The 22,549-nt window shown below is 65.2% G+C and carries 13 protein-coding genes; 5 read left to right on the top strand and 8 right to left on the bottom strand.

Translation table 11 applies throughout. The features are described 5' to 3' along the window. Positions 1–200: 200 nt before the first annotated feature. From VEB62_RS12080 to VEB62_RS12070, 3 genes are all read right to left on the bottom strand, one after another. On the bottom strand, positions 201–3,335 hold the full coding sequence (locus tag VEB62_RS12080; RefSeq protein WP_324799860.1) for an efflux RND transporter permease subunit: 3,135 nt from the start codon (positions 3,333–3,335) through the stop codon (positions 201–203). Beyond that, on the bottom strand, positions 3,332–4,399 hold the full coding sequence (locus VEB62_RS12075; RefSeq protein WP_324799858.1) for an efflux RND transporter periplasmic adaptor subunit: 1,068 nt from the start codon (positions 4,397–4,399) through the stop codon (positions 3,332–3,334). Before VEB62_RS12075 ends, VEB62_RS12080 begins: the two co-directional genes overlap by 4 nt. Before the next feature lie 106 nt (positions 4,400–4,505). Next, positions 4,506–5,135, bottom strand: a complete 630-nt coding sequence (locus tag VEB62_RS12070; protein ID WP_324799855.1) for a TetR/AcrR family transcriptional regulator — start codon at positions 5,133–5,135, stop codon at positions 4,506–4,508. Here VEB62_RS12070 and VEB62_RS12065 point away from each other — a divergent pair. From VEB62_RS12065 to VEB62_RS12055, 3 genes are all read left to right on the top strand, one after another. Next, positions 5,134–6,672 (top strand): efflux transporter outer membrane subunit, encoded by a 1,539-nt coding sequence (locus VEB62_RS12065; RefSeq protein ID WP_324799852.1) that lies wholly within the window; start codon positions 5,134–5,136, stop codon positions 6,670–6,672. The genes VEB62_RS12070 and VEB62_RS12065 overlap by 2 nt on opposite strands. A gap of 129 nt (positions 6,673–6,801) precedes the next feature. Beyond that, complete coding sequence (locus VEB62_RS12060) at positions 6,802–7,695, top strand: NAD(P)/FAD-dependent oxidoreductase (RefSeq protein ID WP_324799849.1); 894 nt, start codon at positions 6,802–6,804, stop codon at positions 7,693–7,695. Positions 7,696–7,738: 43 nt separating this feature from the next. Further along, positions 7,739–8,569 carry an SDR family NAD(P)-dependent oxidoreductase gene (locus VEB62_RS12055; protein WP_324799846.1) on the top strand — a complete coding sequence of 277 codons (831 nt, stop codon included), beginning with the start codon at positions 7,739–7,741 and terminating at the stop codon, positions 8,567–8,569. A gap of 159 nt (positions 8,570–8,728) precedes the next feature. Here the strand turns inward: VEB62_RS12055 and VEB62_RS12050 are convergent, their stop codons facing one another. The 5 genes from VEB62_RS12050 to VEB62_RS12030 all read right to left on the bottom strand — a co-directional run bounded on the left by VEB62_RS12050 (position 8,729) and on the right by VEB62_RS12030 (position 18,446). After that, positions 8,729–10,303, bottom strand: a complete 1,575-nt coding sequence (locus tag VEB62_RS12050; RefSeq protein WP_324799844.1) for a GH39 family glycosyl hydrolase — start codon at positions 10,301–10,303, stop codon at positions 8,729–8,731. A 295-nt stretch (positions 10,304–10,598) separates the two neighbouring features. After that, entirely contained in the window at positions 10,599–12,146 is a 1,548-nt protein-coding gene (locus VEB62_RS12045; protein ID WP_324799842.1) for a tryptophan halogenase family protein, read from the bottom strand. Further along, positions 12,143–13,705, bottom strand: a complete 1,563-nt coding sequence (locus tag VEB62_RS12040; RefSeq protein ID WP_324799839.1) for a tryptophan halogenase family protein — start codon at positions 13,703–13,705, stop codon at positions 12,143–12,145. Before VEB62_RS12040 ends, VEB62_RS12045 begins: the two co-directional genes overlap by 4 nt. Continuing rightward, positions 13,698–15,254: a tryptophan halogenase family protein gene (locus VEB62_RS12035; protein ID WP_324799836.1), complete on the bottom strand. Its 1,557-nt coding sequence runs from the start codon at positions 15,252–15,254 to the stop codon at positions 13,698–13,700. Before VEB62_RS12035 ends, VEB62_RS12040 begins: the two co-directional genes overlap by 8 nt. Before the next feature lie 96 nt (positions 15,255–15,350). Further along, complete coding sequence (locus tag VEB62_RS12030) at positions 15,351–18,446, bottom strand: TonB-dependent receptor (RefSeq protein ID WP_324799834.1); 3,096 nt, start codon at positions 18,444–18,446, stop codon at positions 15,351–15,353. Positions 18,447–18,968: 522 nt separating this feature from the next. Between VEB62_RS12030 and VEB62_RS12025 the strand changes: the two genes are divergently transcribed. Together VEB62_RS12025 and VEB62_RS12020 are read left to right on the top strand one after the other, a co-directional pair. Continuing rightward, positions 18,969–21,587 (top strand): glycoside hydrolase family 2 protein, encoded by a 2,619-nt coding sequence (locus tag VEB62_RS12025; RefSeq protein WP_324799832.1) that lies wholly within the window; start codon positions 18,969–18,971, stop codon positions 21,585–21,587. A gap of 118 nt (positions 21,588–21,705) precedes the next feature. Next, entirely contained in the window at positions 21,706–22,500 is a 795-nt protein-coding gene (locus VEB62_RS12020; RefSeq protein WP_324799830.1) for a polysaccharide deacetylase family protein, read from the top strand. Positions 22,501–22,549: the final 49 nt, after the last annotated feature.

Here is a 22,549-nt window from a genome sequence, read left to right as displayed (position 1 = left end):
GAGTAAGGCGGCCTCACTCCCCCGATCGATCAGCCGACAGGTCATCTACGCGCCGTTCGAGCGCGACGATCCGATCGAGCAAGCCATCGGCCTCGGTTCGGCTCAGGGCGTCATCAAGCTCGTGAAGGAGCCTCAGGGAGGCGCGGCCAGGGGCGCTCCCTCTTTCGACCGACCTCTGGGAGCGGGGACAACGGCATGGACTAACCCCTCGGCGCGACAACGGGAACATGATCCGGCCCGCCGGAATCCTGCTTTGACGTCGCGCCTCCGCGGACCTTCAACCGGGGCAATCGGCCGGTGAACCACAGGGCGTAGAGGGCTGGCAGGAAGAAAAGCGTGAGCGCCGTTCCCACCAGCGTACCGCCGATCAGCACGACGGCGAGCGCGCCCCAGAAGGTGGAAAGCGTCAGCGGCAGGAAGGCCAGAACCGCCGCCAGGGCCGTGAGAAGAACGGGCCGGGCGCGCCGCACCGTCGCCTCGACCACGGCGTCGATCTGATCGAGTCCCCTCGCCCGCTCCGCCTCGATCTGGTCGACCAGGATCAGGGTGTTGCGCATCAGGATGCCGGCGAGGCCGATCAGGCCGAGGATGGCGTTGAAGCCGAACGGCGTGCCGGTGAGCAGCAGGGCGGGTACGGCGCCGATCAGTCCGAGCGGTCCGGTCGCGAACACCAGGGCCGTCATCTTGAACGATCGCGTCTGGACCATGATCACGGTCAGCATCAGCACGATCATCAGCGGGAAGATCGGCGCCAGGGCGGCATTGGCCTTGCCCGACTCTTCGACCGAACCCGCCGTGGTGATGGCGTAACCCGGCGGCAGGCCGGCCTTCAGTTCGCGTAATTTGGGCAGGATCGCCGCCGTCACCACCGGCGGCTGGACGCCCGGAGCCACGTCCGCCCGCACCGTGACGGTGGGCTGCCGGTCGCGCCTGAGCAGGATCGGCTCCTCGAACCCGGGAACCAGCCGTGCGACGCCGCTAAGGGGGACCGAGCGGCCGTCCGCCGTCGTGATCACGAGGTTGTCCAGGCCCGCCAGATCCCTGCGCTCGTCACCGGCGGCGCGGACGACGATGTCCACGGTGCGGTCGCCCGTGCGCATCTGCGAGACGGTCACGCCCGAGACGAGGGCTCCCACCTGCCGGGACACGCTGGCCGGATCGAGCCCGAGAAGACGCAGGCGCGCCTCGTCGAACTCCAGCCTGACCGAAGGCGCGCGCTCGCCCCAGTCGACGTTGACCTCGCGGGTGCGGGATTCGGCGCGGACGATGTCGGCGGTTCGGGCGGCGATGCCGCGCACCTGGTTCAGGTCAGGGCCGGAGACGCGGAAGGCGACCGGATAGGGAACGGGCGGGCCGAACAGCAGGGTGTTCACCCGGACCCGGGCCTCGGGGTAGGCGCCCGCGGCGATCCGCTCGGTCAGGGCCCTCCGCAGGGCGTCGCGATCCTCGTGACCCTCGGTGAGGATGACCAGCTTGGCGAAGGAGGGATCCGGCAGTTCGGGATTCAGCGACAGGAAGAAGCGCGGAGCCCCCGCGCCGACGTAGGAATCGACGAAGCGCGTCTGGGGCAGTTTGCGCGCGTCCGCCTCGATCCTCGCGACGACGGCCTCCGTCGCGCGGATGCTCGTACCCTTCGGCATCGACACCTCGACGAGAAGTTCGGGCCGGTCCGAGGTGGGGAAGAACTGCTTGGGCACGACGAGCGCGAGAAGCGCGCCGGCGACCAGCAGGGCGGCCACGACCGCCAGCGAGACCGTCCCTCGGCTGGCGACGGACCGGCGGACCCAGGCCCTCAGCCGCTCGTAGCGGGCCGTCGCGTAGATGGCGTCGTGCCCGCCGGGGGCCGGCTTGATCTTCGGCAGGAGCTTCACGCCGAGGTAGGGCGTGAAATAGACCGCCACCAGCCACGACACGAGCAGGGCGAAGGCGACGATCCAGAAGATGTTGCCGGCGTATTCCCCCGCAGTGGAGCGGGCGAAGCCCACGGGAATGAAGCCGATGACGGTGACCAGGGTGCCGGTCAGCATCGGTCCGGCGGTGGCGCCCCAGGCGAAGGTCGCCGCGGCCGCCCGGTCCAGACCTTCCTGCATCTTCACCACCATCATCTCGATGGCGATAATGGCATCGTCGACGAGCAGGCCCAGCGACAGGATGAGAGCGCCCAGCGTGATGCGGTCGAAGTCCCGCCCCGTGATCAGCATGATGACGAACACGGCGGACAGCGTCAGCGGCACCGCCGCCGCGACCACCAGACCGACCCTGAAACCCAGGGCGAGGAGGCTGACGATCATCACGACCGACAGCGCCACGGCGAACTTGAGCATGAACTCGCCATAGGCCTCCTCGATATTCCTCGACTGGTCCGCCACCTGGGTGAAGGTCAGGCCGACGGGCAGTTCCTCACGGATTTCGGCCGTCTTCTCCGCCAGGCTTTCGCCCAGGGTGGTGCCGTTCCAGCGTTCACGCATGACCACGCCCAGGACGATGGCGGGCGCGCCGTCGTGCCGGACCAGATAGGAGGCCGGATCCTCATAGCCGCGCCGCACGTCGGCGATGTCGCCGAGCCGGAAGCTGCGGCCGTCGATGGCCACCGACGTGTCGCGCACCGCCTCGACCCCGTCGAAGGCGCCGGCGACGCGGATGTTGACCGACTGGGCGCCGGTCTGAACCGTCGCGTCGCCGGTCAGCAGGTTCTGCTGGGCGAGGGCGCCGATGATCCTGTCAGGCGCGATGCCGAGCGTCGCCAACCGCCGATTGGACAGCTCGACGAAGATGCGCTGGCGCTGCTCGCCGATGATGTTGACCTTCTTGACGCCCTCGACCTGCAGCAGGCCTTCGCGCAGAGTCTCGGCCTCGCGGACGAGGTCCCTGTGCGGCATGCCGACCGCCTGAAGCGCGAAGAGGCCGAAATAGACGTCGGAGAATTCGTCGTTGACGATCGGGCCGATCACGCCCCGGGGCAGGTTGACCGCCTCGTCCTGCAGCTTCTTGCGGGCCTGATAGAATTCCTCGGGCACGGCGGCGGGCGGCGTCGTATCCAGCAGGGTCACGGTCATCGAGACGACGCCGGGCCGCGCCTGGGTCTCGACGCGATCGTAGTAGCGCAGTTCCTGCAGTCGCTTCTCGAGCCGATCGGCGACCTGGTTCTGCATTTCTTCGGCGGTGGCGCCCGGCCAGACCGCCGTGACGGTCATCACCTTGACGGTGAAGGTCGGATCCTCGGCACGACCGAGGTTCAGGAAGGCGAAGGCCCCGGCCGCGAGAATGGCGATGATCAGGAACAGGGTGACGGACGGATGGCGGACCCCCACCGCGGAAAGATTGGGGATCTTCATGACCGCACGACCGGCGTAATGGCGATCCGGACGCGTTGGCCCTCGCGCAGCAGATGCGCGCCCAAGGTGACGATACGTTCGCCGCCGGCGAGCGAGCCGGCCTCAATCGAAGCCGCCTCCTCGCCAAGCCTCGCGACCCGCACCGGTCTGAACCGGACGCGGTCCCCTCGCAGAACCCAGACGCCGGGCCCGCCCCCCCGATCATGCAATGCGGTGAGGGGAATCCGGAGCTCGGCGGTCGTCGCCCGAGGCAGTTCGACCGTGACGGTCGCGCCGAGCGGCAGATCGGACCGGTTGAGGACGAACCGGGCGTCGAAGGTTCGCGTCAGGGGATCGGCGACGCCCGCGACCTCGCGCAGCTGCGCCGACAGCGGAGCGTTGGAGCCGTAGAGGAAGGCCTGTCCGTTTCGCGGCAGGCTCGAGAGCTGGGTCTCGGGAACCGCCACGGCGGCCTCCCGGCTTCCCGCGCGCGCCAGCCGGGCCACGACCGCGCCCGCCTGGACGACCTGACCGGGCTGGACCAGAACCTCCGTCACGATCCCGTCGGCGTCCGCGAACAGGGCGCCGTAGCCGGCCTGGTTTCCCGCCTGGCTGGCGCCGGAGCGCGCGGCAGCTGCGGCGGCCTGCGCGGACCGGGCGTTCGCCAGCGCAAGGTCGTAGGCGGAACGGGAGACGGCGCCCGCCTCCAGCAGACGGCGTTGCCGGGCCTCCTCCGCGACGGCCTGCGTCGCCTGGGCCTCCGCGGCCCGAAGCTGGTCCCGCGACGCGCTGGCGGCGAGCTGAAGATCCACCGCATCCAGGCGCATCAGGAGTTGGCCGCGTCGTACCCGCTGGCCGGGATCCACCAGCCGCTGGACGATCTTGCCGCCGACGCGAAAGCCGAGATCGCTCTCTGTGCGCGACCGGATGACGCCGGTGTAGCGGATGGGCGCCGCTTCCGCGTCCCCGACAAGGGCGGTGCGGACCAGCGGCGCCTCCGCCGTTTCGCCGGCCTTGCCAGATCCGCAGGCGGCGAGGGCGAGGAGCATGAAGATTGCGGCGGGGCGCAGGAGCGGGACGGACATCGGAGGGCCTGTGAGAGGGTTCACTTCTCCGTAAACCTACCGCCGTCATTTCAAAAATGAAAGATGAAAAATGCCCTCATCTATCATTTTATGATTCCGGTTGGCGCTACCCGTTCCTCAGACCCTGAACGAGCAGACGGCAGATGCGGTCGCTGGTGGCCGCCAAATCCTCCTCGCGGAAAACCTCGATCATGGACGGGTGCCAGATTCGGGTGAGGGCGGCGCAGACGGTGTCGGCCAGGCCTTCGGGGTCCCCCTTCGCGAAAACGCCCATCCGCTGCCCCTCCATGAGGACATGGCGAACCGCGCCCCGGAGGCCATCCAGGTAGGCGTCGACGACCGGCCATTTTTCCCGCGCCGCCACGGCGCAAAGCTGATTCACGCGCTGTCCGCTGAACGACAGGCGAAGCGTTTCCTCCAGCACGGCCCGGCTCAGCGCCTCCAGCGCGGCGCCGGGATCTCGGGTCGCCCGCGCCTCTGCCCAGGCCCGATCCTCGATGACTGCCAGTGTGCGGGCGGCGATGGCCTCATTGATGGCCTGGCGGTTCGGGAAGCTGCGGTAGAGGTTCGCGGGCGACATTCCCAACTCGCGGGCCACGTCGCCGATGGTCGTCTTGTCGAACCCGACGGATGCGTAGAGCCGCTCGGCGGCCGCCAGGATTTCCTCCCGGCGATCGACGCTGGGGCGGCCGGGGCGCTTGGCTTCGGTCGTTGGACTCTCGGGCTTGCTTTTCATGAAAGATAATATATTTCGTCATTCTACATTGAGCAAGGGATTTCCCATGAGGGCTCCTCTACCTGCCATCCTGCTTGCCACGATATCGCTGTCCGCCTGCGCGAGCCAGCCGTCACCGACGCCGCCTGTGGCTCTGCCGGCCGCCTTCGCCGCATCGAGGCTCGAAGCCGAAGGATTGCGGACGGCTCGCCTCGAGCCGAACTGGTGGCGTGCGTTCGGCGACCCGGTGCTCGATCGCGTGGTCGAGGACGCCCTGCTCGGCAACCTGGACATCGAAGCGGCCGCCGCCCGGCTGCAGCAGGCCGCCGGGGCGTCGCGGGTCGCGTCCTCCAATCGCCTGCCCTCAGCGACGTTCGGCGCATCCGGATCGACACAGCGGCAGTCCCTCGAGGATCCCCTGGCGCGGATGGCGTCAGCGTCTCCTGACTATGACAGGACTGGCGATCTCTATGGCCTGGGCGCCGCGGCGTCCTGGGAACTGGATCTCTTCGGCCGACTGTCAGCCGCGCGCCGCGCCGCGGTCTCGGACCAGAGGGCGGCGGCGATCGACGTCGAAGGCGCCCGGCTGAGCGTCGCCGCGGAGATCGCCAGCGCCTACATCACAGCCCGGGAACTGCAGACCCGGGTTACAATCGCCCAGGCGCGGGTGCGCACCACTGACGAAATGCTCGATCTGGTCGCCCTCCGCTACGCGGAAGGCGCGGCGTCCCGCTTCGAGATGGACCAGGCCCGTGCCGACGCCTCGGCCTCCAGGGCCATGCTTCCCCTGGTGGAGGCGGGACGCGACGAGGCGTTGAATCGCATCGACCTGTTGTCGGGGCGGGCCCCGGGCCAAGCCGCCGCCATTCTCGGCGAGGGCGTCGTACCCGCCGCGCTGGCGGTCACGACCGACGACGGCCCCGCCGCCCTCCTGGTGCGCAGGCCCGACATCGTCGCGGCGGAAAGCCGGCTGGCGGCTGCGGACGCCCGGGTCGCCGAAGCCCTGACGGCCTACTACCCCCGCCTCACCATCCAGGGCCTGGTCGGCTTCCTGTCGTCGGGCCTGTCAGGGCTCCTGTCCGACGAGACGCTGCAGGCCGCAGGCTCGGCCGGACTGTCAGGACGGCTGTTCGACTTCGGCGCCGCGCGGGGCGGAGTCGAGGCGGCGCGAGGCCGGACGCGCGAGGCCGCGGCGACCTATCGCTTGACCGTCTTGCGAGCCGCGTCGGAGGCCGAGGACGGCTTCTCTCGCCTGGCGCGCGGCAACCGACATGCGCTCGAACTGGAGGAGAGTCGGGCCGCGCTGACCCGGGCCAACGCGACAGCGCGGACGGCCTACGATCTTGGGGGTCTGAGTCTGAAGGATGCGCTGGACGTTCAACGACGCCTGCTCGACGTCGAGGACGCCGCCGCCACCGCACGCGCCGACGCCTCGCGGGCCTCGGTCGGCCTGTTCCGCGTTCTGGGCGGTGGATGGTCGTCCCAAGCGGCAACGCGCGCCTCGACCGAAGCCTGCCCGCAATCCGTCAGCGTGGGAGCGGCGCCATGCGACGCGTAGCCGTCACCGGGCGACGTTCTCGCCGATGCCGAGCCCTGCTGGCTGCCCGTCCCGAGCATGTATCGGTGGACGATATTGCACGCCAGGCTCAACCTGCCCCCCTTCATCCACGACACGGAGCCCATAACCATGGATGACGTCATCATCATCGGCGGCAGCTTTGCCGGTCTCGCCGCCGCCCTGCAGCTCGGCCGGGCCCGCCGCAAGGTCACCGTTCTCGATACCGGCCTGCCGCGCAACCGCTTCGCCGGCCACTCGCATGGCCTGCTCGGCCACGATCACAAGCCGCCGCTGGACATCCTGGCCGAGGCGCGGCGGCAGCTGGCGCGCTATCCCACGATCAGGCTGGTCAATGCCCGGGCCGACAGCATCACTGGCGCCATCGACGATTTCGCCGTCCTCACCGCCGATGGCGAACGCCTTGGGGCGCGCCGCCTGATCCTGAGCTATGGCGTCGCCGACCAGATGCCTGATGTTCCGGGCTTTGCCGAAGGCTGGGGCACGTCCATCGTGCCCTGCCCCTATTGCGACGGCTTTGAAGTCGCCGACCAGCATTGGGGCCTCGTCTGGTCCGGCCCGCAGTCGCACAATCATGTCAGGCTGTTCCGTGATTGGACCGACAGGTTGACGCTCTTCGCCGATGGTCACGACATTCCGCCCGATATCCGGGCCGATCTGGCGCGCCGCAACGTACCTGTCGTCGATGGCCGGATCACCGGGATCGCCCATCACGGGGGTCATAACGCCACCGTCACGCTCGATACCGGCGCCAATGTCGCGGTCGACATCCTGTTCGCGCATCCGCGCAACAAGCCGTCGGCAAGCCTGCATGAATCACTGGGCCTCGCCACGGTCGATACGCCGCTCGGCATCGCCCTCAAGGTCGACGAGCGCCGCGAAACCAGCATGCCCGGCATCTACGCCGCGGGGGACCTCGCCAACCCCCTCATGCCCTCGGTCACCCTGGCGTCATCGCACGGCGCGACGGCGGGTATTTCCGCCCAGCAGTCGATGCTGGCTTGAGAGCGGGGATTGGCCTTGACGCAAGGTATTGGAGGACAGCGGCATGCTGAACCACGCTGATCCCGGAACCCGGAGCTCCGCAGGTGGAAAGCCGAATGGCGCCCGGGCGAAACGGGCCCTGATCACGGGCGCCTCAAGCGGCCTCGGGCTCGAATTTGCCGAGCTGCTTGCGGCGCAGAGGGTCGATCTGGTGCTCGCCGCCCGGCGGCGGGAGCCAATGGAAAAGCTCGCCGCTGACCTTCGCCGCAAACATGGCGTCGATGTCGTTGTCGAGCCGATCGACCTTGCCGCGCCTGGAGCTGCTGCCCGGTTAAAGGGCAGCCTGGACGAGCGAGCGCTACAGATCGACATTCTGGTCAACAATGCCGGCTACGGGTTGCACGGCGAATTTCTGGAAACGCCGATCGAGCGCACCACAGATATGATTCAGCTCAACATCACGGCGGTCACCGAGCTGAGCTATGTCTTCGGGCGGGACATGGCAGCCCGGGGAGCCGGGCAGATCCTCCTGATCGCCAGTCTACTGGGGCTCCAGCCTGTTCCCACCTATGCGGCTTACGCGGCTACGAAGTCCTATGTGCTGGCTTTTGGCGAAGCACTGCACGACGAACTTCGCCCGCAAGGTGTGACCGTCACCAGTCTTTGCCCAGGGCACACCGAAACGGGCTTCGATGCGGCCGCCGACGCTCCCGTTTCGCCCGTGCTGCGTCTTCTGACGATGAAGCCCCGTCCCGTCGTCGAAAGCGGTCTCCGGGCCCTGGCACAAGGGAGAGCCTCCGTGATTCCGGGGTTGTTGAATAACTTCATTGCATTTTCTACTCGCCTGACACCCCGTTCGGTGCAGCGCGCCACAATGAAACGAGTTGTGGGATGATGTCAGTACAGTGGCCGGACAAATATCGTTCGTGCTCCAGCGCCTCTCTCAGGGGGTAGACGCCTGCACGTCGTCTTGGCGGCGCTGCGCGTCCAGCACCTGACCGACATTCTCCTGCTAAAGTGCGCGCTGGAAGCCAAGCGCCGCGGTGCACGGCCGCTAACTCGCCGTCACCTCCACCAGCACCACGTCGCCTTCCAGCATCGGCAGGGTCAGGCTGCCCCGGCCATCGGCGCCGATCTGGACGGTCTGCATGACCGGTTCGTCTTCGGACAGGGCGTTGAGCGTGGCGATCTGCTCGGCCGTCAGCTTCTCCGGGCGGCCCATCTCCAGATAGGCGGTGTAGGCGTCGTTGTTGCGGAAACCGACGCGGCGGACCTTCACCTCATGGGCGCCCGGCGCCAGGCCGGCGAAGTCGATGCGGACCGGGGCGGCTTCGGCCGCCGGGCGGACGCGGCGGAAGAAGGGACGGTTGCTGACGTCCTGCGCGGGCGGACCGGAATAGGTCCAGGCCAGCACCTGCAGCGTGTCGCCGTCGAGGGCCACGATGGCCTGTTCGTCGCCGGCCGGCAGCTCGGCGTCGCCCAGGCTGTTGAGGTATTTATAGGCGAACCAGGTGGCCTTGCGGATGCCGTCGGGGGTCATCAGGCCGAAGCCGCCGTCGAAGGCGCGGGTCTGGGGGCCGGGCTCCTCGAACAGGTCCGAATAGGTCCAGTAGCTCATGCCCTGGACGATGCCCTCGACCCGCCGCATCCGGTCCACGATGTAGGCGGCGCCGATGTAGTCGTCATGGATCGGGTCGCGCGGATTGTAGCTGGTGCTCCACTCGGTGAAGAACAGCGGCAGGCCCGGACGGCTGGAGGCCTCTATCTCGGCGCGCACCTTCTGGACGTCCGAGACCACGGCGTTGAAGTCGCGCGACATCTTGTTGTCACCCTCGCCGAACTCATCCAGGAAGCCGCCCTCGACGCCGTAGGTGTGGGTGGCGATGAAGTCGATCGGCAGGTCGTGCTGGTCGGCATAGGCGATGAACTCGGGCACCCAGGCCGCGCCCGCCGTGGCCGGCCCGCCGACGCGCAGGGCCGGGTCGATCGCCTTGATGATCCTGGCCGTGCGGCCGTAATAGGCGAAATAGGCCGCCTGGTCCGCGCCGCCCCAGAAGCCGTCCAGGTTCGGCTCGTTCCAGAACTCGAAATACCAGGTACGGACCTCCTCGATCCCGTAGCGCTCGATCAGGTGGCGCACGAAGGCGTCGACCAGACCGTCCCACTTCACCGGGTCGGGGTGTGAGACGTTGCCCTGCCAGTAGAAGATGGTCTGGTCGGTCGTGCGCATGGCGTCGGGCGACCAGCCCACCTCGATGAAGGGCTTCAGCCCCATCGCCAGCAGCCGGTCGTAGAGATAGTCGATTCGGGTCCAGTCATAGACCGGCCGGCCGTCGACCTCGCGGTACGTCCCCAGGTCGTCGTGGAAGATGTCGTGGAAGCGGATGTAGCGGAACGCCAGCTCGTCCTGGAGGGTCCGCAACTGGGCCAGGCTGTCGTCGCGGATCAGGGTGCCGGGATAGTCCGACCCGATCGAGAAGTCGGCCATCCGGTCGCGCGGGGTGGTGGGCGCGGACTGGTCGGCGGTGACGACGCGGGTGGGGGCGCGAGAGACAGTTTGTGCCGCCGCCGGAGCAGCCAGCGCCAAGGCGCATGACGCTGCCGCCAGAAGTCTCGCCAAGGATTGCATCGCCTGCCCGTATTGCTCTGACTATTGAAAACAGGCGTAGCGGGTGTGCCAGCGAGCAGCAAGCGCCTCGGAATGCGCCTGAACAAAAATGCGCAATGGCAAGCCGAGAGACGACTGGTCGTGGCCCGACCTCGCTGCCTGGACCGTGCCCAACTGAGCCATCCCTACCCCCTGGGCTGGCACTGACATCTGGAACGAGCTGATCCAGGCGTCATACCTCATCGCCACATCTCCAGGTTTTCTGTGCGCGTATTCACCGTCAGGTCGAAATACCGAAGAGTTCAGCCGTCCGGCCTTAATGATTAGTTTGGTTTATGATCGGCGATGCTGCACAATGCGCCGCAATATAGTCCTCGTGCCTAGGCAGGCTAGCAGCCGCATCGCGGATTTTGTCTCGCAAGATCTGCATATTTCGCTTCAAGTCCAGCTCAGGAATAGCATCGACGAGCGGATCGTGGCCGCTCGGCGTGACGTCCTGGCCTAGCAAGACCGCTAACCAGCTATCGAGCGTGAAGAGTTCGTCGCTTGAGCAGAAGATTCGACCCTTTGACCGAAACAACTCGACTCGATGGCCCAGGCTGTCGGGGATTTCCATGGCCTGCACCTCCCGCCAGAAAGCTGTGTCTGCGCGCGCCGTCGCCTTGTAGTGCAAAACTATAAAGTCGCGTACCTGCTCGTATTCCAGCGTGCTTCGTCGATTGAACTCGTCAATATCGACCTGCGTGAAGCCTTTGTCCGGAAAAAGCGTCAGCAATCTGGTGATGCCCGTCTGCACAAGATGGATGCTGGTCGATTCCAGCGGTTCCAGGAACCCACCAGCGAGCCCAAGCGCGACAACATTCCGGTCCCACAACCTCTCACGATGGCCAGCGTTGAAAGCGAGCCTGCGCGGCTCCGCTAACGCATCGCCACCGAGATTCTCGAGCAGCGTGGTCTGGGCTTCTTCATCCGTAATGTGATTGTTACTGTAAACGTAGCCGTTACCGGTCCGATGCTGCAGCGGGATGCGCCACTGCCAACCCGCCTCTCGCGCGGTTGAACGCGTGTAGGGCGTAGCGGGCCCGACATTTTTCGTGGGGACCGCAATGGCGCGATTGCAAGGCAGCCAGTGTCCCCAGTCCCGGAATCCTGCCCTCAGGGTCTGCTCGATCAACAAGCCACGAAACCCGGAGCAGTCGATGAAGAGATCACCTGCAATCTCCCTGCCGTCCCTCAGGGTCACGGAGGTCAGAAAGCCGTCCGTGGCGCGCTGGTTGACCTTCGTGACGCGGCCTTCAATGCGCAGCACCTTGCGCGCTTCAGCGTACCGGCGCAGGAATTTACCGTATAGCCCAGCATCGAAATGAAAGGCGTACTGCAGAGACGATAGAATCGCTTTTGGCCCGCCGCTGGGGCGACTAAAACGGCCGCTCCGAGCCGCCACCGCGTTGATATTGTAGTCGCCTAGAGGGCCAGACGCCTCGTCACCAAACTCATTGCGCAGCCTCAGCCATAGTTGGTGGAACCTGTGATCAACGGTGTCGCGGCCATGGAACCCGAACGGGTGAAGGTAGCGCCCTCCAAGGCGATTCCAGTCGACGAACTCGATGCCGAGCTTGAACGTCCCCTGGGTTTCGCGGACAAACTCGTCTTCGTCGAGGCCAAGGATCGCGTTGAAATCCCTTAGCGGCGGAATGGTCGCTTCGCCCACCCCCACCGTCCCGATGTCGTCCGATTCAATCAGAACCACCCGAGGGCCGCCGCTTGCGAAAAACCGCCCCATGGCGGCCGCGCACATCCAGCCGGTCGTCCCCCCGCCCACGATCACGACCTTGCGCACAGGATCAGAGGGAGAAAGGCTCACGGTTGCACTTCGGCCCGGCAGAACCTGGCAATATAATCCTGATGTGACGGCAGGCGCTGCACGGCGCTCTGAATATCGCGATAGGCTGTCTCGACCTCGGCCACCAGATCGTCGTCGGGGATTGTATCGACGATTGGATCGTAGCTGCGAGGGCTTAACCCCTGCCCGTCCATGACCACCTCCCAACTCGGCGTCTTGAAGAGATCGTCGTTTGAGATGAGCATGCGGCCCCGGGATCTGAACAGATCCATCTTGGCCGCCAGTGTATCGGGGACGTCCATGTCGCGACACTGGCGCCAGAAGGGCGTGTCGCCCCTTTCCGTGGCCTTGTAGTGCAGGATGATGAAGTCGCGGATGAAGTCGTACTCATCGGACGTGTGACGGTTGTAGGCGTCGCGATCCGCCGGCGAGAAGTCACTGTCGGGGAAAAAGGCCAGCAGCTTGAGGATCGCCGTCTGGATCAGATGGATGCTCGTCGATTCAAGAGGCTCCAGAAAACCCGACGCCAGGCCGATGGCGACACAGTTCCTGTTCCAGAACTGGCGGCGTTTTCCCGTGACGAAGCTTAGCCGCCGTGGCTCCGCGAGCGGTTCGCCATCGATCGTTCTCAGGATCTGCTCTTGCGCCTGGTCGTCGGTGATGAAGTCGCTCGAATAGACATAGCCGTTGCCGACCCGGTTCTGGAGCGGGATACGCCATCGCCACCCGGCGGCGTCGGCGGTCGAGCGGGTATAGGGCACCGGAGGCTCCACAGTCTCGCTGGGCACGGCGACCGCGCGGTTGCAGGGCAACCAGTGCGTCCATTCCTCATAGCCGCTGTGCAGGGTCTGCTCGATCAGCAGCCCCCTGAAGCCGGAACAGTCGATGAAGAGGTCGCCCGGGACGACCTGCCCGTCCTGCAGTTGAACAGAAGTTATGAACCCCGTTCTGCTGTCCTGCTGGACGTCCGTGATCTTTCCTTCGACGCGCGTGACGCCGCGCTTTTCGGCAAAGCCCCGAAGATACTTCGCATAACGGCTGGCGTCGAAGTGGAAGGCGTATCTCAGCGGGGCCACCGGACCTCCGGCGCCGGCCTCGGGGTGCGCGAAACGCCGCTTGTAGGCGGCGACGGCGCAGACGTTGTAGTTGTCGAACGGCAGCGCGGTCCCGCCGTGAACGGCCATCAGGCGGCTGTATTTCAGCCACATCTGATAGAAGGAAAGGTGCCGAAAATCGCGCCCGAAGCTGGTGAACGGGTGGATGTAACTCGAACCGAGGCGGCCCCAGTCGACGAACTCGATGCCGAGCTTGAAGGTTCCGTTGCAGAACCGCATGAACTCGGCCTGGTCGATCCCCAGCATCGCGTTGAAGGCGTGGATGGCGGGGATCGTCGCCTCGCCCACGCCGACCGTGCCGATGTCATCGGACTCGACCAATGTTATGGTCGTGGGAAGATCGGCAAGCTGCTTGCTGAACGCCGCCGCGGCCATCCAGCCCGCCGTACCGCCGCCGACGATGACGATGCGGCGAATAGGCTCGGCGCGGCCGGGGCCCGCGTTCGTCCGGGCGGCGTCAGACATGTCGAGCGGTCTGTTTTGCGAAGCCGGTCTGGCGAACCTGTGCAATCAGATCGCGGTGCTTGGGCATGATGGTGAGCGCATAGTCCCCCCGGCGCTGGATCGCGGCGAACTCCGCCCTGGCTTCGTCATGGTAGCGATAGACGCCTGCCTGGGCGGTAAGGTCGGTCTTGTAGCCCATACCGTACAGCACATACTGCCAGTTCGCCTCGGTGAAGATGTCGTGGTTCAGATCCACATCCATGAACAAAGGCGGCCGGTAGCGCCACCGCTCGAGGCGCTCCTTCAGGCTGTCGGACATGGAGCTTGCCGCGACGTTGTCTCGCCAGAAGTCACTGTCCCGACGCTCGCTCAGACAATAGTGCAGCTTGATGAAATCCACCACGTGATCGTACCGCTTGGCCATCATCTCGTTGAACTGCTTGGCTGGCGTCTCCATGGGGCCCGCCCATGGGAAAAGGTTTGAGAGATTAAGCGCGGCTATTTCCGCAAAACCTATCCCGGTCGCCTCCAGAGGCTCGATAAAGCCCGCCGACAGTCCGATAGCGACACAGTTTTTGCGCCACTGGGTCTGTCGATAGCCAGGCTCGAACTTCAGGACGCGAGCCGCAAGCCCATCGGCCGCAGGCCCGATATACGCGCGCAAGACCGCTTCCGCCCGCTCATCGGTCGTATGATCGCTGGAATAGACATAACCCACACCGCGCCGCTCATCGAGCCCGATGTCCCAGGTCCAGCCCGCCTCCTGACCGCTTGAGATGGTGTAGGAAGGGATGGGCGCATCCGGCCGGTCGTAAGGCACCTGGATCGCGACCGCCCGATCGGTGAACAGCTCGGACCGCCTCGATCCGAACGGGATCTTCATCGCCTCGCCGATCAACTGGGCGCGGAACCCGGTGCAATCGATATAAAGGTCTGCGGTCATCTTCCCGCCGTCTCGAGCCGTGAGGCTGTCGATCGCGCCATCGGGGGTCAGATGGACGGCGTCAATCGTGTCGACGACGTGATGCACCCCAAGCCCTATGGCCGTCTTGCGCAACAGTGCCGCGAGCTTCGCCGCATCGAAGTGGTAGGCGTAGTTCAGCGGCGCGCCGTAATCTTCGTGCGAGATCAGTTTCGGCGCACGGTCGTCGTCTGCGACCCGCCTTTGGACCGTGCTCACCGCGTCCCAGCCGACGTCGCCGGCGCAGCCCAGAAGCCAATAGGGCAGTAGATCGAGCCCTCCGCCTGCCCTGGCGACATCGAACGGATGGACATAGTGATCCGGCTTGCCCTGACCGGGCGTGTAACGCCAGTCGACGAACCTGATGCCCTGTTTGAAGGTGGCGCTGCACTCGCGGATCAGATCCGCCTCATCGACGCCGATTCGCTTCAGCACCTTGCGGATGCTGGGGAAGGTCCCCTCCCCGACGCCGATGATGCCAATGTCGCGGGATTCCACGAGGGTGACGCGGATTCCGTCCGCCGACTTCGGCGCAAGCACTTTGGCGAGGTATGCAGCCGTTATCCAGCCGGCCGTACCGCCACCGACCACCAGGACGGTCTTTGACACCACTCGGTTCCCGATATGAACGTATAAACTGACGCGCTTTGACAGACGAAACAGGCCTCCCGACAGTTGTCGAGAGGCCTGTGCCAACTCTTACGCCTAGAACCGGAAATTGAGACCGGCGCTGTACCGACGATCGCTTTGGAACCAGCTTCGAATGGGGGTCACCCCATCCGGGTAGCCGCCCATCACGGTCTTGGCGATCTCGTTGTTGACGTTGGCCGCCTGGAACCAGATCTTGACCCTGTTCGGCAGCTCATAGTTGATGCCGAAGTCCAGGGACCCGTATTCCTCGCCGTACACGGGAAGAGAAATGTCAACGAGGTTGCTGCTCGTGTTCTGGACGCTGCTGGCATAGTTCAGATAGTCGCCATTGGTGCCGTTGGAGTTCGTCGACTGAAGGTAGCGACTACGCCAGTTGTAGGCGAGGCGGGCCGATAGCTTGTTGTACTCATACATCAAAACGACGTTGTAGGTATCCTTCGACAGGCCAACGATCGGCAAGGGCGTGGTGATGACCTGACCATGGATGTCGAGGGCCTTGGCGCCTGGGTTGTCGCTGTCGATATAGGTATAGTTGGCTTCGACGCCGAAACCTTTCCAGGCCCCAGGCAGATTGTCGAAGAAGGTCCGCAGCCCGACTTCGAATCCGTTGATCGTGGACTTCTCAGGCGAGTTGAAGACCTCTGAAGACGAAATCGTCGTATCGAGAGTGGCGGCCTGACCTGCACCATTGGTGTAGTTGATGGTGATCGGCTTCACGGTGTCGCCATAGATGATCAGATCATCGATATCCTTGTGGAACACCGACAGGTGGGCCGACGTGCTTCTCGAGGGATACCATTCAGCCGTGGCGTCGAAGTTGGTCGACATCGTGGGCTTGAGGAACGGGTTGCCGGTGCTGCCGCTCACGCTGCGGAAGATGCCGGCGTAGGTGACGCCACCCGGCCCGGGCACGTTGTTGGCGTTGTCGTCACGGTTGATGCCGGCCGAGCCCGTGGCGCGGATGTCGTTATAGCCGGCGGGGCTCATCGTCCGGTTCACCGCCATCCTGAAGTAAAGCTCTTCAGTCGGCTTGAAGTTGATGTTGAACGACGGCAAGACTTTCGTGTACTTCACGCCGCCGCTACGCTCGAATCCCGTGGCGCTCAGGTGGTTCGGGTTGTTGCCGCCCGTCGCCAGTAAATCCGCGTCGGCCTCTGCCTGGGTCAGGTAGAAGTCGCTTTCGGAATACTGGAAGAACCCGCGGCTGATGGTCTCGGTCTCCACGACCCGGACACCGATGTTGCCGGTGAACGGAACGCCGAACAGGCCCGTGTCGCTGGCGAACCGACCCTGGATATAGGCGGCGCTGGTCGTGACGTCGGTGTCAGAGGTGCCGAATGGATCGGTGAAGACCGTCGGATTGACCGGCGCCCCGTTGTTCTCGTTGGTGTAGCCATAGGTCGTCTGGGCATAGACGGTGTCAAAGCTCGACAGCAGAGCCGTCGTCGGCAGATAGAAGGTCGCCGGCAGGGTGGCGTCGCCGCTGAAGAAGTTCTCGAACGTGTAAAGCGATGAGTCCTCTGGCGAGCCGTCGGCCAGCGTTCGTTGGTTAGACGCGTTCCAGCCGCGGCCGGTCGGCGCCCAATAGGTGCCGTCAAAGGTGTCGCGTTCCGACCTGTCCGCGTAACGGACGCCCGCGCTGATCTCCTTGAAGAAGCCGTCGCCCAGGTCGTAATCGACATCCAGAGTGGCCGCACTCATGTTGGCGCGGTTACGAACTTCGCGATACCGGATGCTGTCCCAGGTATAGCTGGCGGTGTTTGAAAGGTAGCCGTTGTCCTCGACAGTAAACACCGGCAGATCGCCGGTGAAATCCATGCTGATGGAGTTCACCGAGTTGCCCAGCCCCATGCCAAACATTCTCGAGCGGACCGACGACTCCACGAACTGAAGCGTTCCCGCCACCCTCAGTCTGTCCGTTACGTCCCAGGTGAAGCCCTGGCTGAAGTCGCGGGTCATGTTCTCGCCGCCCGAAACGCCGCGAGTGCTGCCAACGGGGATCCTCTGGAGCGCGCAGGCGCCGGTGCCCCAATCGATCTGTTGGGCCTGGGTGCCGTATGGCGTCTGACAGTTAGGACCGCCCCACCCGCCGCCGACATTGTCCGCAGGCGTGTTTTCTGACGCGCGGTAGATCCGGTCCGCCCGGATCAGGAAGCCGTTTGCGTCGAACTCCGAAGACGTCGTCGGGTCTGGCAGCAGCAGATCATTGTTGGCGACGAACACGCCCGACTCGTCATTGTCGCTCGCGTACTCCGACTGGAAGAAGGTCTGGAAGACGGTCAGAGTGTCGTTCGGACGCCATTGGAAGGCTTCGTAAATGCCTCGGCGGGTCCGGCGGAAGTGCTCGTCCCCATAGGTGAAGCCGCCTGGAATATAACGATCTTCGCCTCCGATCGTCCGACGGTAGTACGGCTCGGCACGCAGGAAGCTGGACTGGGAATAGAAGTCTGAATAGGCGACATCGACGAGCAGGCCGACTTCGCCGACGGAGGTATCCCAGCGGTCGGTCAGCAGGATGGACCCACTCGGCGAGGCCTCTTCGACCATGTCGCCGTAGCTCACGCCGAGAGACCCTTCCACCGCGCCTTCCCGGTAGTCGAAAGGCATCTTGGTTCGCAGATCGATCGCGCCGCCAAGGCCGCCCTCGATCATGTCGGCCCGGTTGGCCTTATAAACATCGACGCCCGCCATCAGTTCGGGCGTGACTTCGCCCCAGCTCAGGCCGCCGCCGCCGTTCGCGCCGAACACTTCACGGCCGTTCAGCAGGCCGGTGATGCCCGACAGGCCACGAACCTGAACGCCGGAGCCCTCGACAGAGAAGTGGTCCGGATCGCCGAGCGCGGCGAAACGAACCATGGTCACCCCGGAGACCCGCTGGAGAACTTCAGTGATTGAATTGTCGGGCAGTTTACCCGCGTCCTCGGCCACAACCGAGTCGATCATGGTGTCGGAGTTCCTTTTCAACTCCGTTGCCGCCTGGATGGCCTGACGACGCGCCGTGACAATGACTTCGTCAAGGACAGTCGCCTCGGCAGTCGGGTCAGGCGTTTGTTCCTGAGCCACGGCCGAGGTTGTGAAAGCCAGAGCCGACAAGACAGCGGCGGAAGCGCTGCCGAGCAGGGCGTGACGGATGCGCGATTGATGTTTCATTGCCTCTCCCCAAGTCGCTCACGACGCCCCTTCTTGTGAGGGCCGGTATGGCGACGATTGTTATCTTCCCCACAGCACGGGCCGAGCTCGGCCATGCCGCCTACATGTCGAAATATGGCCGCTGCCCAACTGGCGGGGCGGAGCGGTAGCCTCCCATTTTCGGCCGCTTGACACGGCTCGTTGTCGAACCTGGATCACTCTGACAAAAACACTGATAGCGGTAACCTCAATTATTCTGACGGGCGTTGCAAGGTTTGAATAAATTTTTATTGGCGAAATTTTCGAATGAACCCTAAGACCCGACAAAGTGCGAAGGGGGGCCGTATGGGGAGTTCGGGTCGTATCGTCCGCCGTGCCGCGGCCATGAGCCCGGCGTCAGGCGGATCAACCGGGGAAGGCGGCTTCGAGCCAGCAAACAGACCTCGCGGCGAAGGGCGCTGGTCCCTGGCGAGGCACAACCAGCCTGGGATTGATGCCGCGGCAGGAAAAAGGCGATCCGGCGTCGACCTGGTCTGGGTGCACATGATCGTCGCCATCCTCGGGGCGTTCGCTATGTCGGGCGGGACTTCGGCCGCCGTCGCCCAGACGACGGTGGTCGCGGCCCCGGCGAACGGGATGCATCCCAGCCCCCGGGTGCGGCGGAATTTCAATGGCGACTGGCGCTTCAAGCTCGGCGATGTCGCGGCGGGAGCCGATCCGGCGCTCGACGACAGCGATTGGGAGCCTACCGGACTGCCGCACAGTTTCAGCCTGCCCTATTTCCAGGCGCCCAGCTTCTATGTTGGCTATGGGTGGTATCGTAAGACGCTTCAGTTGCCGGATGTTCCGGCCGGTCGGCGCCATGTGCTGGAGTTCGAGGGCGCCTTTCAGACCGCCGAGGTGTTCGTCAACGGTACGCGCGCCGGTCAACATCGAGGCGGCTATACCGGCTTCTCCATCGACATCTCCAGCGCCCTGAAGGCAGGCGCCAACACGATCGCCGTTCGCGTCAACAACAACTGGGATCCGACCCTGGCGCCGCGCGCCGGTGAGCATGTCTTCAGCGGCGGACTTTACCGCGATGTCTGGCTGGTGACGACCGACGCGGTGCATGTGGCCTGGATGGGAACGCGCGTCACGACGCCAGAGGTTTCCGCCGCATCCAGCCGCGTGCAAGTAGAAACCGAGGTGCGCAATGATGGCGCCATGGCAGTGTCCGCGGTCGTGCGCGGCGAAGTCATCGATCCCCGCGATCGCGTCGTCGCTATCCTTCCGGAAAGGCGCGTGGAGCTGCCGCCGTCGCAGACCGTCACAGTGACTCAGCTGTCCGAACGGATGTCTCGGCCCCAGCTGTGGAGCCCCGAGACGCCGAGCCTCTATCGCGTAAGGACCCGTGTGGTTTCCAACGGCGTCGAACGCGACCGGTACGAAACCGAATTCGGGTTTCGCTGGGTCTCGTGGACCGCCGACAAGGGATTTTTCCTGAACGGCCAGCACCGATATTTCCGCGGCGCCAACGTGCACCAGGACCAGGCCGGTTGGGGCGACGCCGTAACGAACGCGGCCATCGAACGCGACGTCCAGATGATGAAGGACGCGGGCTTCGATTTCATTCGCGGCTCACACTATCCGCACGACCCCCACTTCGCCGAGGCCACCGACCGTATCGGGATGCTGTACATGTCCGAAGCTCCGTTCTGGGGGACGGCCGGGTTCAATAACCTGTGGAGTTCCTCGGCCTATCCAACGGACCCGGCGCATATCGCCGCCTTCGACGCCAGCGTCATGCAGCAACTCGCGGAGATGATCCGCATTAACCGCAATCGCCCGTCCATCATCGCCTGGAGCATGGACAACGAGGTCTTCTTTACCGCGCCGGAAACCATGCCGCATGTGCGTCGCCTCCTGCAGGACATGGTCGCTCTGGCCCACGAACTCGATCCGACCCGGCTGGCTTCGGTGAGCGGCGCGCAACGCGGAGAAATCGACCGTATCGGCGATGTCGCCGGCTATAATGGCGACGGTGCTTTCCTGTTTCCCGATCCAGGCATCCCGAATTTCGTGGCCGAATACGGCTCGACCATCGCCGACCGACCGGGGGAATATGCTCCGGGGTGGGGCGATCTGGAACGGACGCCGGGAGCATCACCCGACACGCCCTACTCGTGGCGACTTCCCTGGCGTTCCGGCGAGGCGATATGGGCCGGTTTCGATCACGGATCCATCGCCGGCCGGCAGTTCGGCTCCATGGGCATCGTCGACTATTCCCGCCTGCCGAAACGGTCCTGGTATTGGTACCGCAACGCCTATCTCGGCATCGCTCCGCCGAGATGGCCGGAACCGGGTCGAGCCGCCGCGCTTCGCCTGAGCAGCAGCGCGCCGTCCATAGGCCGCGCGGATGGAACGGACGACGTGCAGTTGGTGGTCACCGTCGTCGACGAGAATGGGAAAGCGATCAGTAACAGTCCTCCGGTCCGCCTGGTTATCGAATCTGGTCCGGGCGAATTGCCGACCGGCCGGGCGATCGAATTTACGCCATCGGGCGACATTCCCATTCGCGATGGTCAGGCGGCCATCGCGATGCGAAGCTGGCAAGCTGGCGTCAGCCGTCTGCGGGCGTCATCTCCTGGGCTCGAGGACGCGCTGCTGGAAATTCGCACCCTGACGGGTCCGTCCTTCCTTCCCGGCGTGACGCCCCTTTCGCCGGACCGGCCCTATCCCCATGACGAGGCGCGGCCCGTGGAGGCTGTCGCCGTCGACGAAGTGTTCGGCATGGACACTCCGGCCAGCGCAAGCTGCACCACTCCTGGTCACATGCCCGGGCACGTTAACGACGGCGACCCTTCGACAAGCTGGATCGCCTGCCCGAACGAACAAACGCCCTGGATCATGATCGACCCTGAACGCGTCATCAGATACCGTCGCCTCAGGATCGCCTTCGCCCACATAGGCAGGATTGCGTTCGTCGTCGAGACGAGGGAGGTCGGGGGAGGCTGGCGGAGCTTGGCGGAGTGGTCTGGCGAAACCACGCCGGACGGCGTTGTCGATCTCGACACGGCGCCCCTTACGGGCCGACAGTTCCGCTTGACCTTGCGGTCTCCCCCGGCCGGAAGCCGAGGCATATCGGATATCCGGATTTACGGACATGTCTTCACGAATTGACGGTCCCGGGTCCGGCCCCGGGCCGGCTGAGGCGCGGGCCTGCGCGATAGGCGAGGTCCGCGGCCCGCGAGGGGTAGCAGCATTAAAATCAGGCGGTGTTCGACGTGAGGGGGATACGATGAAGATGCTTCTGGCGGTCGCGCTGAGCGTGGTCTGCGGCGTGTCGGCCGCATCGGCGACGGAGTGGCCGGGCGGGGCCAAGGCGGCCGTAGTGTTAACCTATGACGACGCGCTGGACTCGCAGCTCGACCATGCCGTGCCGGTGCTGGACGCCGCCGGATTCAAAGGGACCTTCTTCCTCACCCGCCTGAGGCCGGCGGCCGTTCCACGTTGGCGCGCCCTGGCCGCCGGGGGCCACGAACTCGGTAATCACACCGTGTTGCACGCCTGCCCCGCCTCCGGTCCTTCCGCCGACCGCAGCCACTCTTCCGACGCTTATACGACCGACAGAATGCTGGAGGAGATCGAGGAGCAGAATGTTTTTCTGACCTCGCTGGACGGCAGGCCGGCCCACGGATTTGCCGCGCCATGCGGCCAGACCCTGGCAGGTGGCCGCGACTATCTTGAGGCGCTCAGGGCGGCGAATCTGGTGACCTATGCGCGCGGGGTCTACACCTCGCCCGGCGATCTCCGCGCCGACGTCGGCCGCATGGATCCGATGCATATCCCCTCGCGCGGTTTCCCCGAGGGGGTCACGGGAGCGCAGCTGATCGAGTTCGCGGAGGAAGCGGCCGCCGGCGGAGGCATGGCGGTCTATCTGTTCCACGGCGTTGGCGGCGACTATCTGCAGGTCTCAGACTCCGCGCACCGCGAACTGATCGCCTGGCTGGATGCCCACCGCAGCGAGATTTGGGTGACCACCCTGCAGGGTGCGTTGGACTGGGCCCAGGCGCACCCGAACCCACAACAATAGCGGGGCGTCACGAACGAACAGCTCACCGCTCCGAGGGCGGTTCAGGCAG

Source organism: Brevundimonas sp. (assembly GCF_035626975.1).
Classification (GTDB): Bacteria; Pseudomonadota; Alphaproteobacteria; order Caulobacterales; family Caulobacteraceae; genus Brevundimonas.
The sequence above is the reverse complement of the archived record's forward strand: the minus strand, read 5'-3'. Positions and strand labels throughout refer to the sequence as shown.

Bases quoted from the DNA above. Each gene is read 5' to 3' on its own strand.
- VEB62_RS12080 (WP_324799860.1), bottom strand. From the start codon at position 3,335: ATGAAGATCCCCAATCTTTCCGCGGTGGGGGTCCGCCATCCGTCCGTC.
- VEB62_RS12025 (WP_324799832.1), top strand. From the start codon at position 18,969: ATGATCGTCGCCATCCTCGGGGCGTTCGCTATGTCGGGCGGGACTTCG.
- VEB62_RS12060 (WP_324799849.1), top strand. From the start codon at position 6,802: ATGGATGACGTCATCATCATCGGCGGCAGCTTTGCCGGTCTCGCCGCC.
- VEB62_RS12055 (WP_324799846.1), top strand. From the start codon at position 7,739: ATGCTGAACCACGCTGATCCCGGAACCCGGAGCTCCGCAGGTGGAAAG.
- VEB62_RS12030 (WP_324799834.1), bottom strand. From the start codon at position 18,446: ATGAAACATCAATCGCGCATCCGTCACGCCCTGCTCGGCAGCGCTTCC.
- VEB62_RS12020 (WP_324799830.1), top strand. From the start codon at position 21,706: ATGAAGATGCTTCTGGCGGTCGCGCTGAGCGTGGTCTGCGGCGTGTCG.
- VEB62_RS12070 (WP_324799855.1), bottom strand. From the start codon at position 5,135: ATGAAAAGCAAGCCCGAGAGTCCAACGACCGAAGCCAAGCGCCCCGGC.
- VEB62_RS12050 (WP_324799844.1), bottom strand. From the start codon at position 10,303: ATGCAATCCTTGGCGAGACTTCTGGCGGCAGCGTCATGCGCCTTGGCG.
- VEB62_RS12075 (WP_324799858.1), bottom strand. From the start codon at position 4,399: ATGTCCGTCCCGCTCCTGCGCCCCGCCGCAATCTTCATGCTCCTCGCC.
- VEB62_RS12040 (WP_324799839.1), bottom strand. From the start codon at position 13,705: ATGTCTGACGCCGCCCGGACGAACGCGGGCCCCGGCCGCGCCGAGCCT.
- VEB62_RS12065 (WP_324799852.1), top strand. From the start codon at position 5,134: ATGAAAGATAATATATTTCGTCATTCTACATTGAGCAAGGGATTTCCC.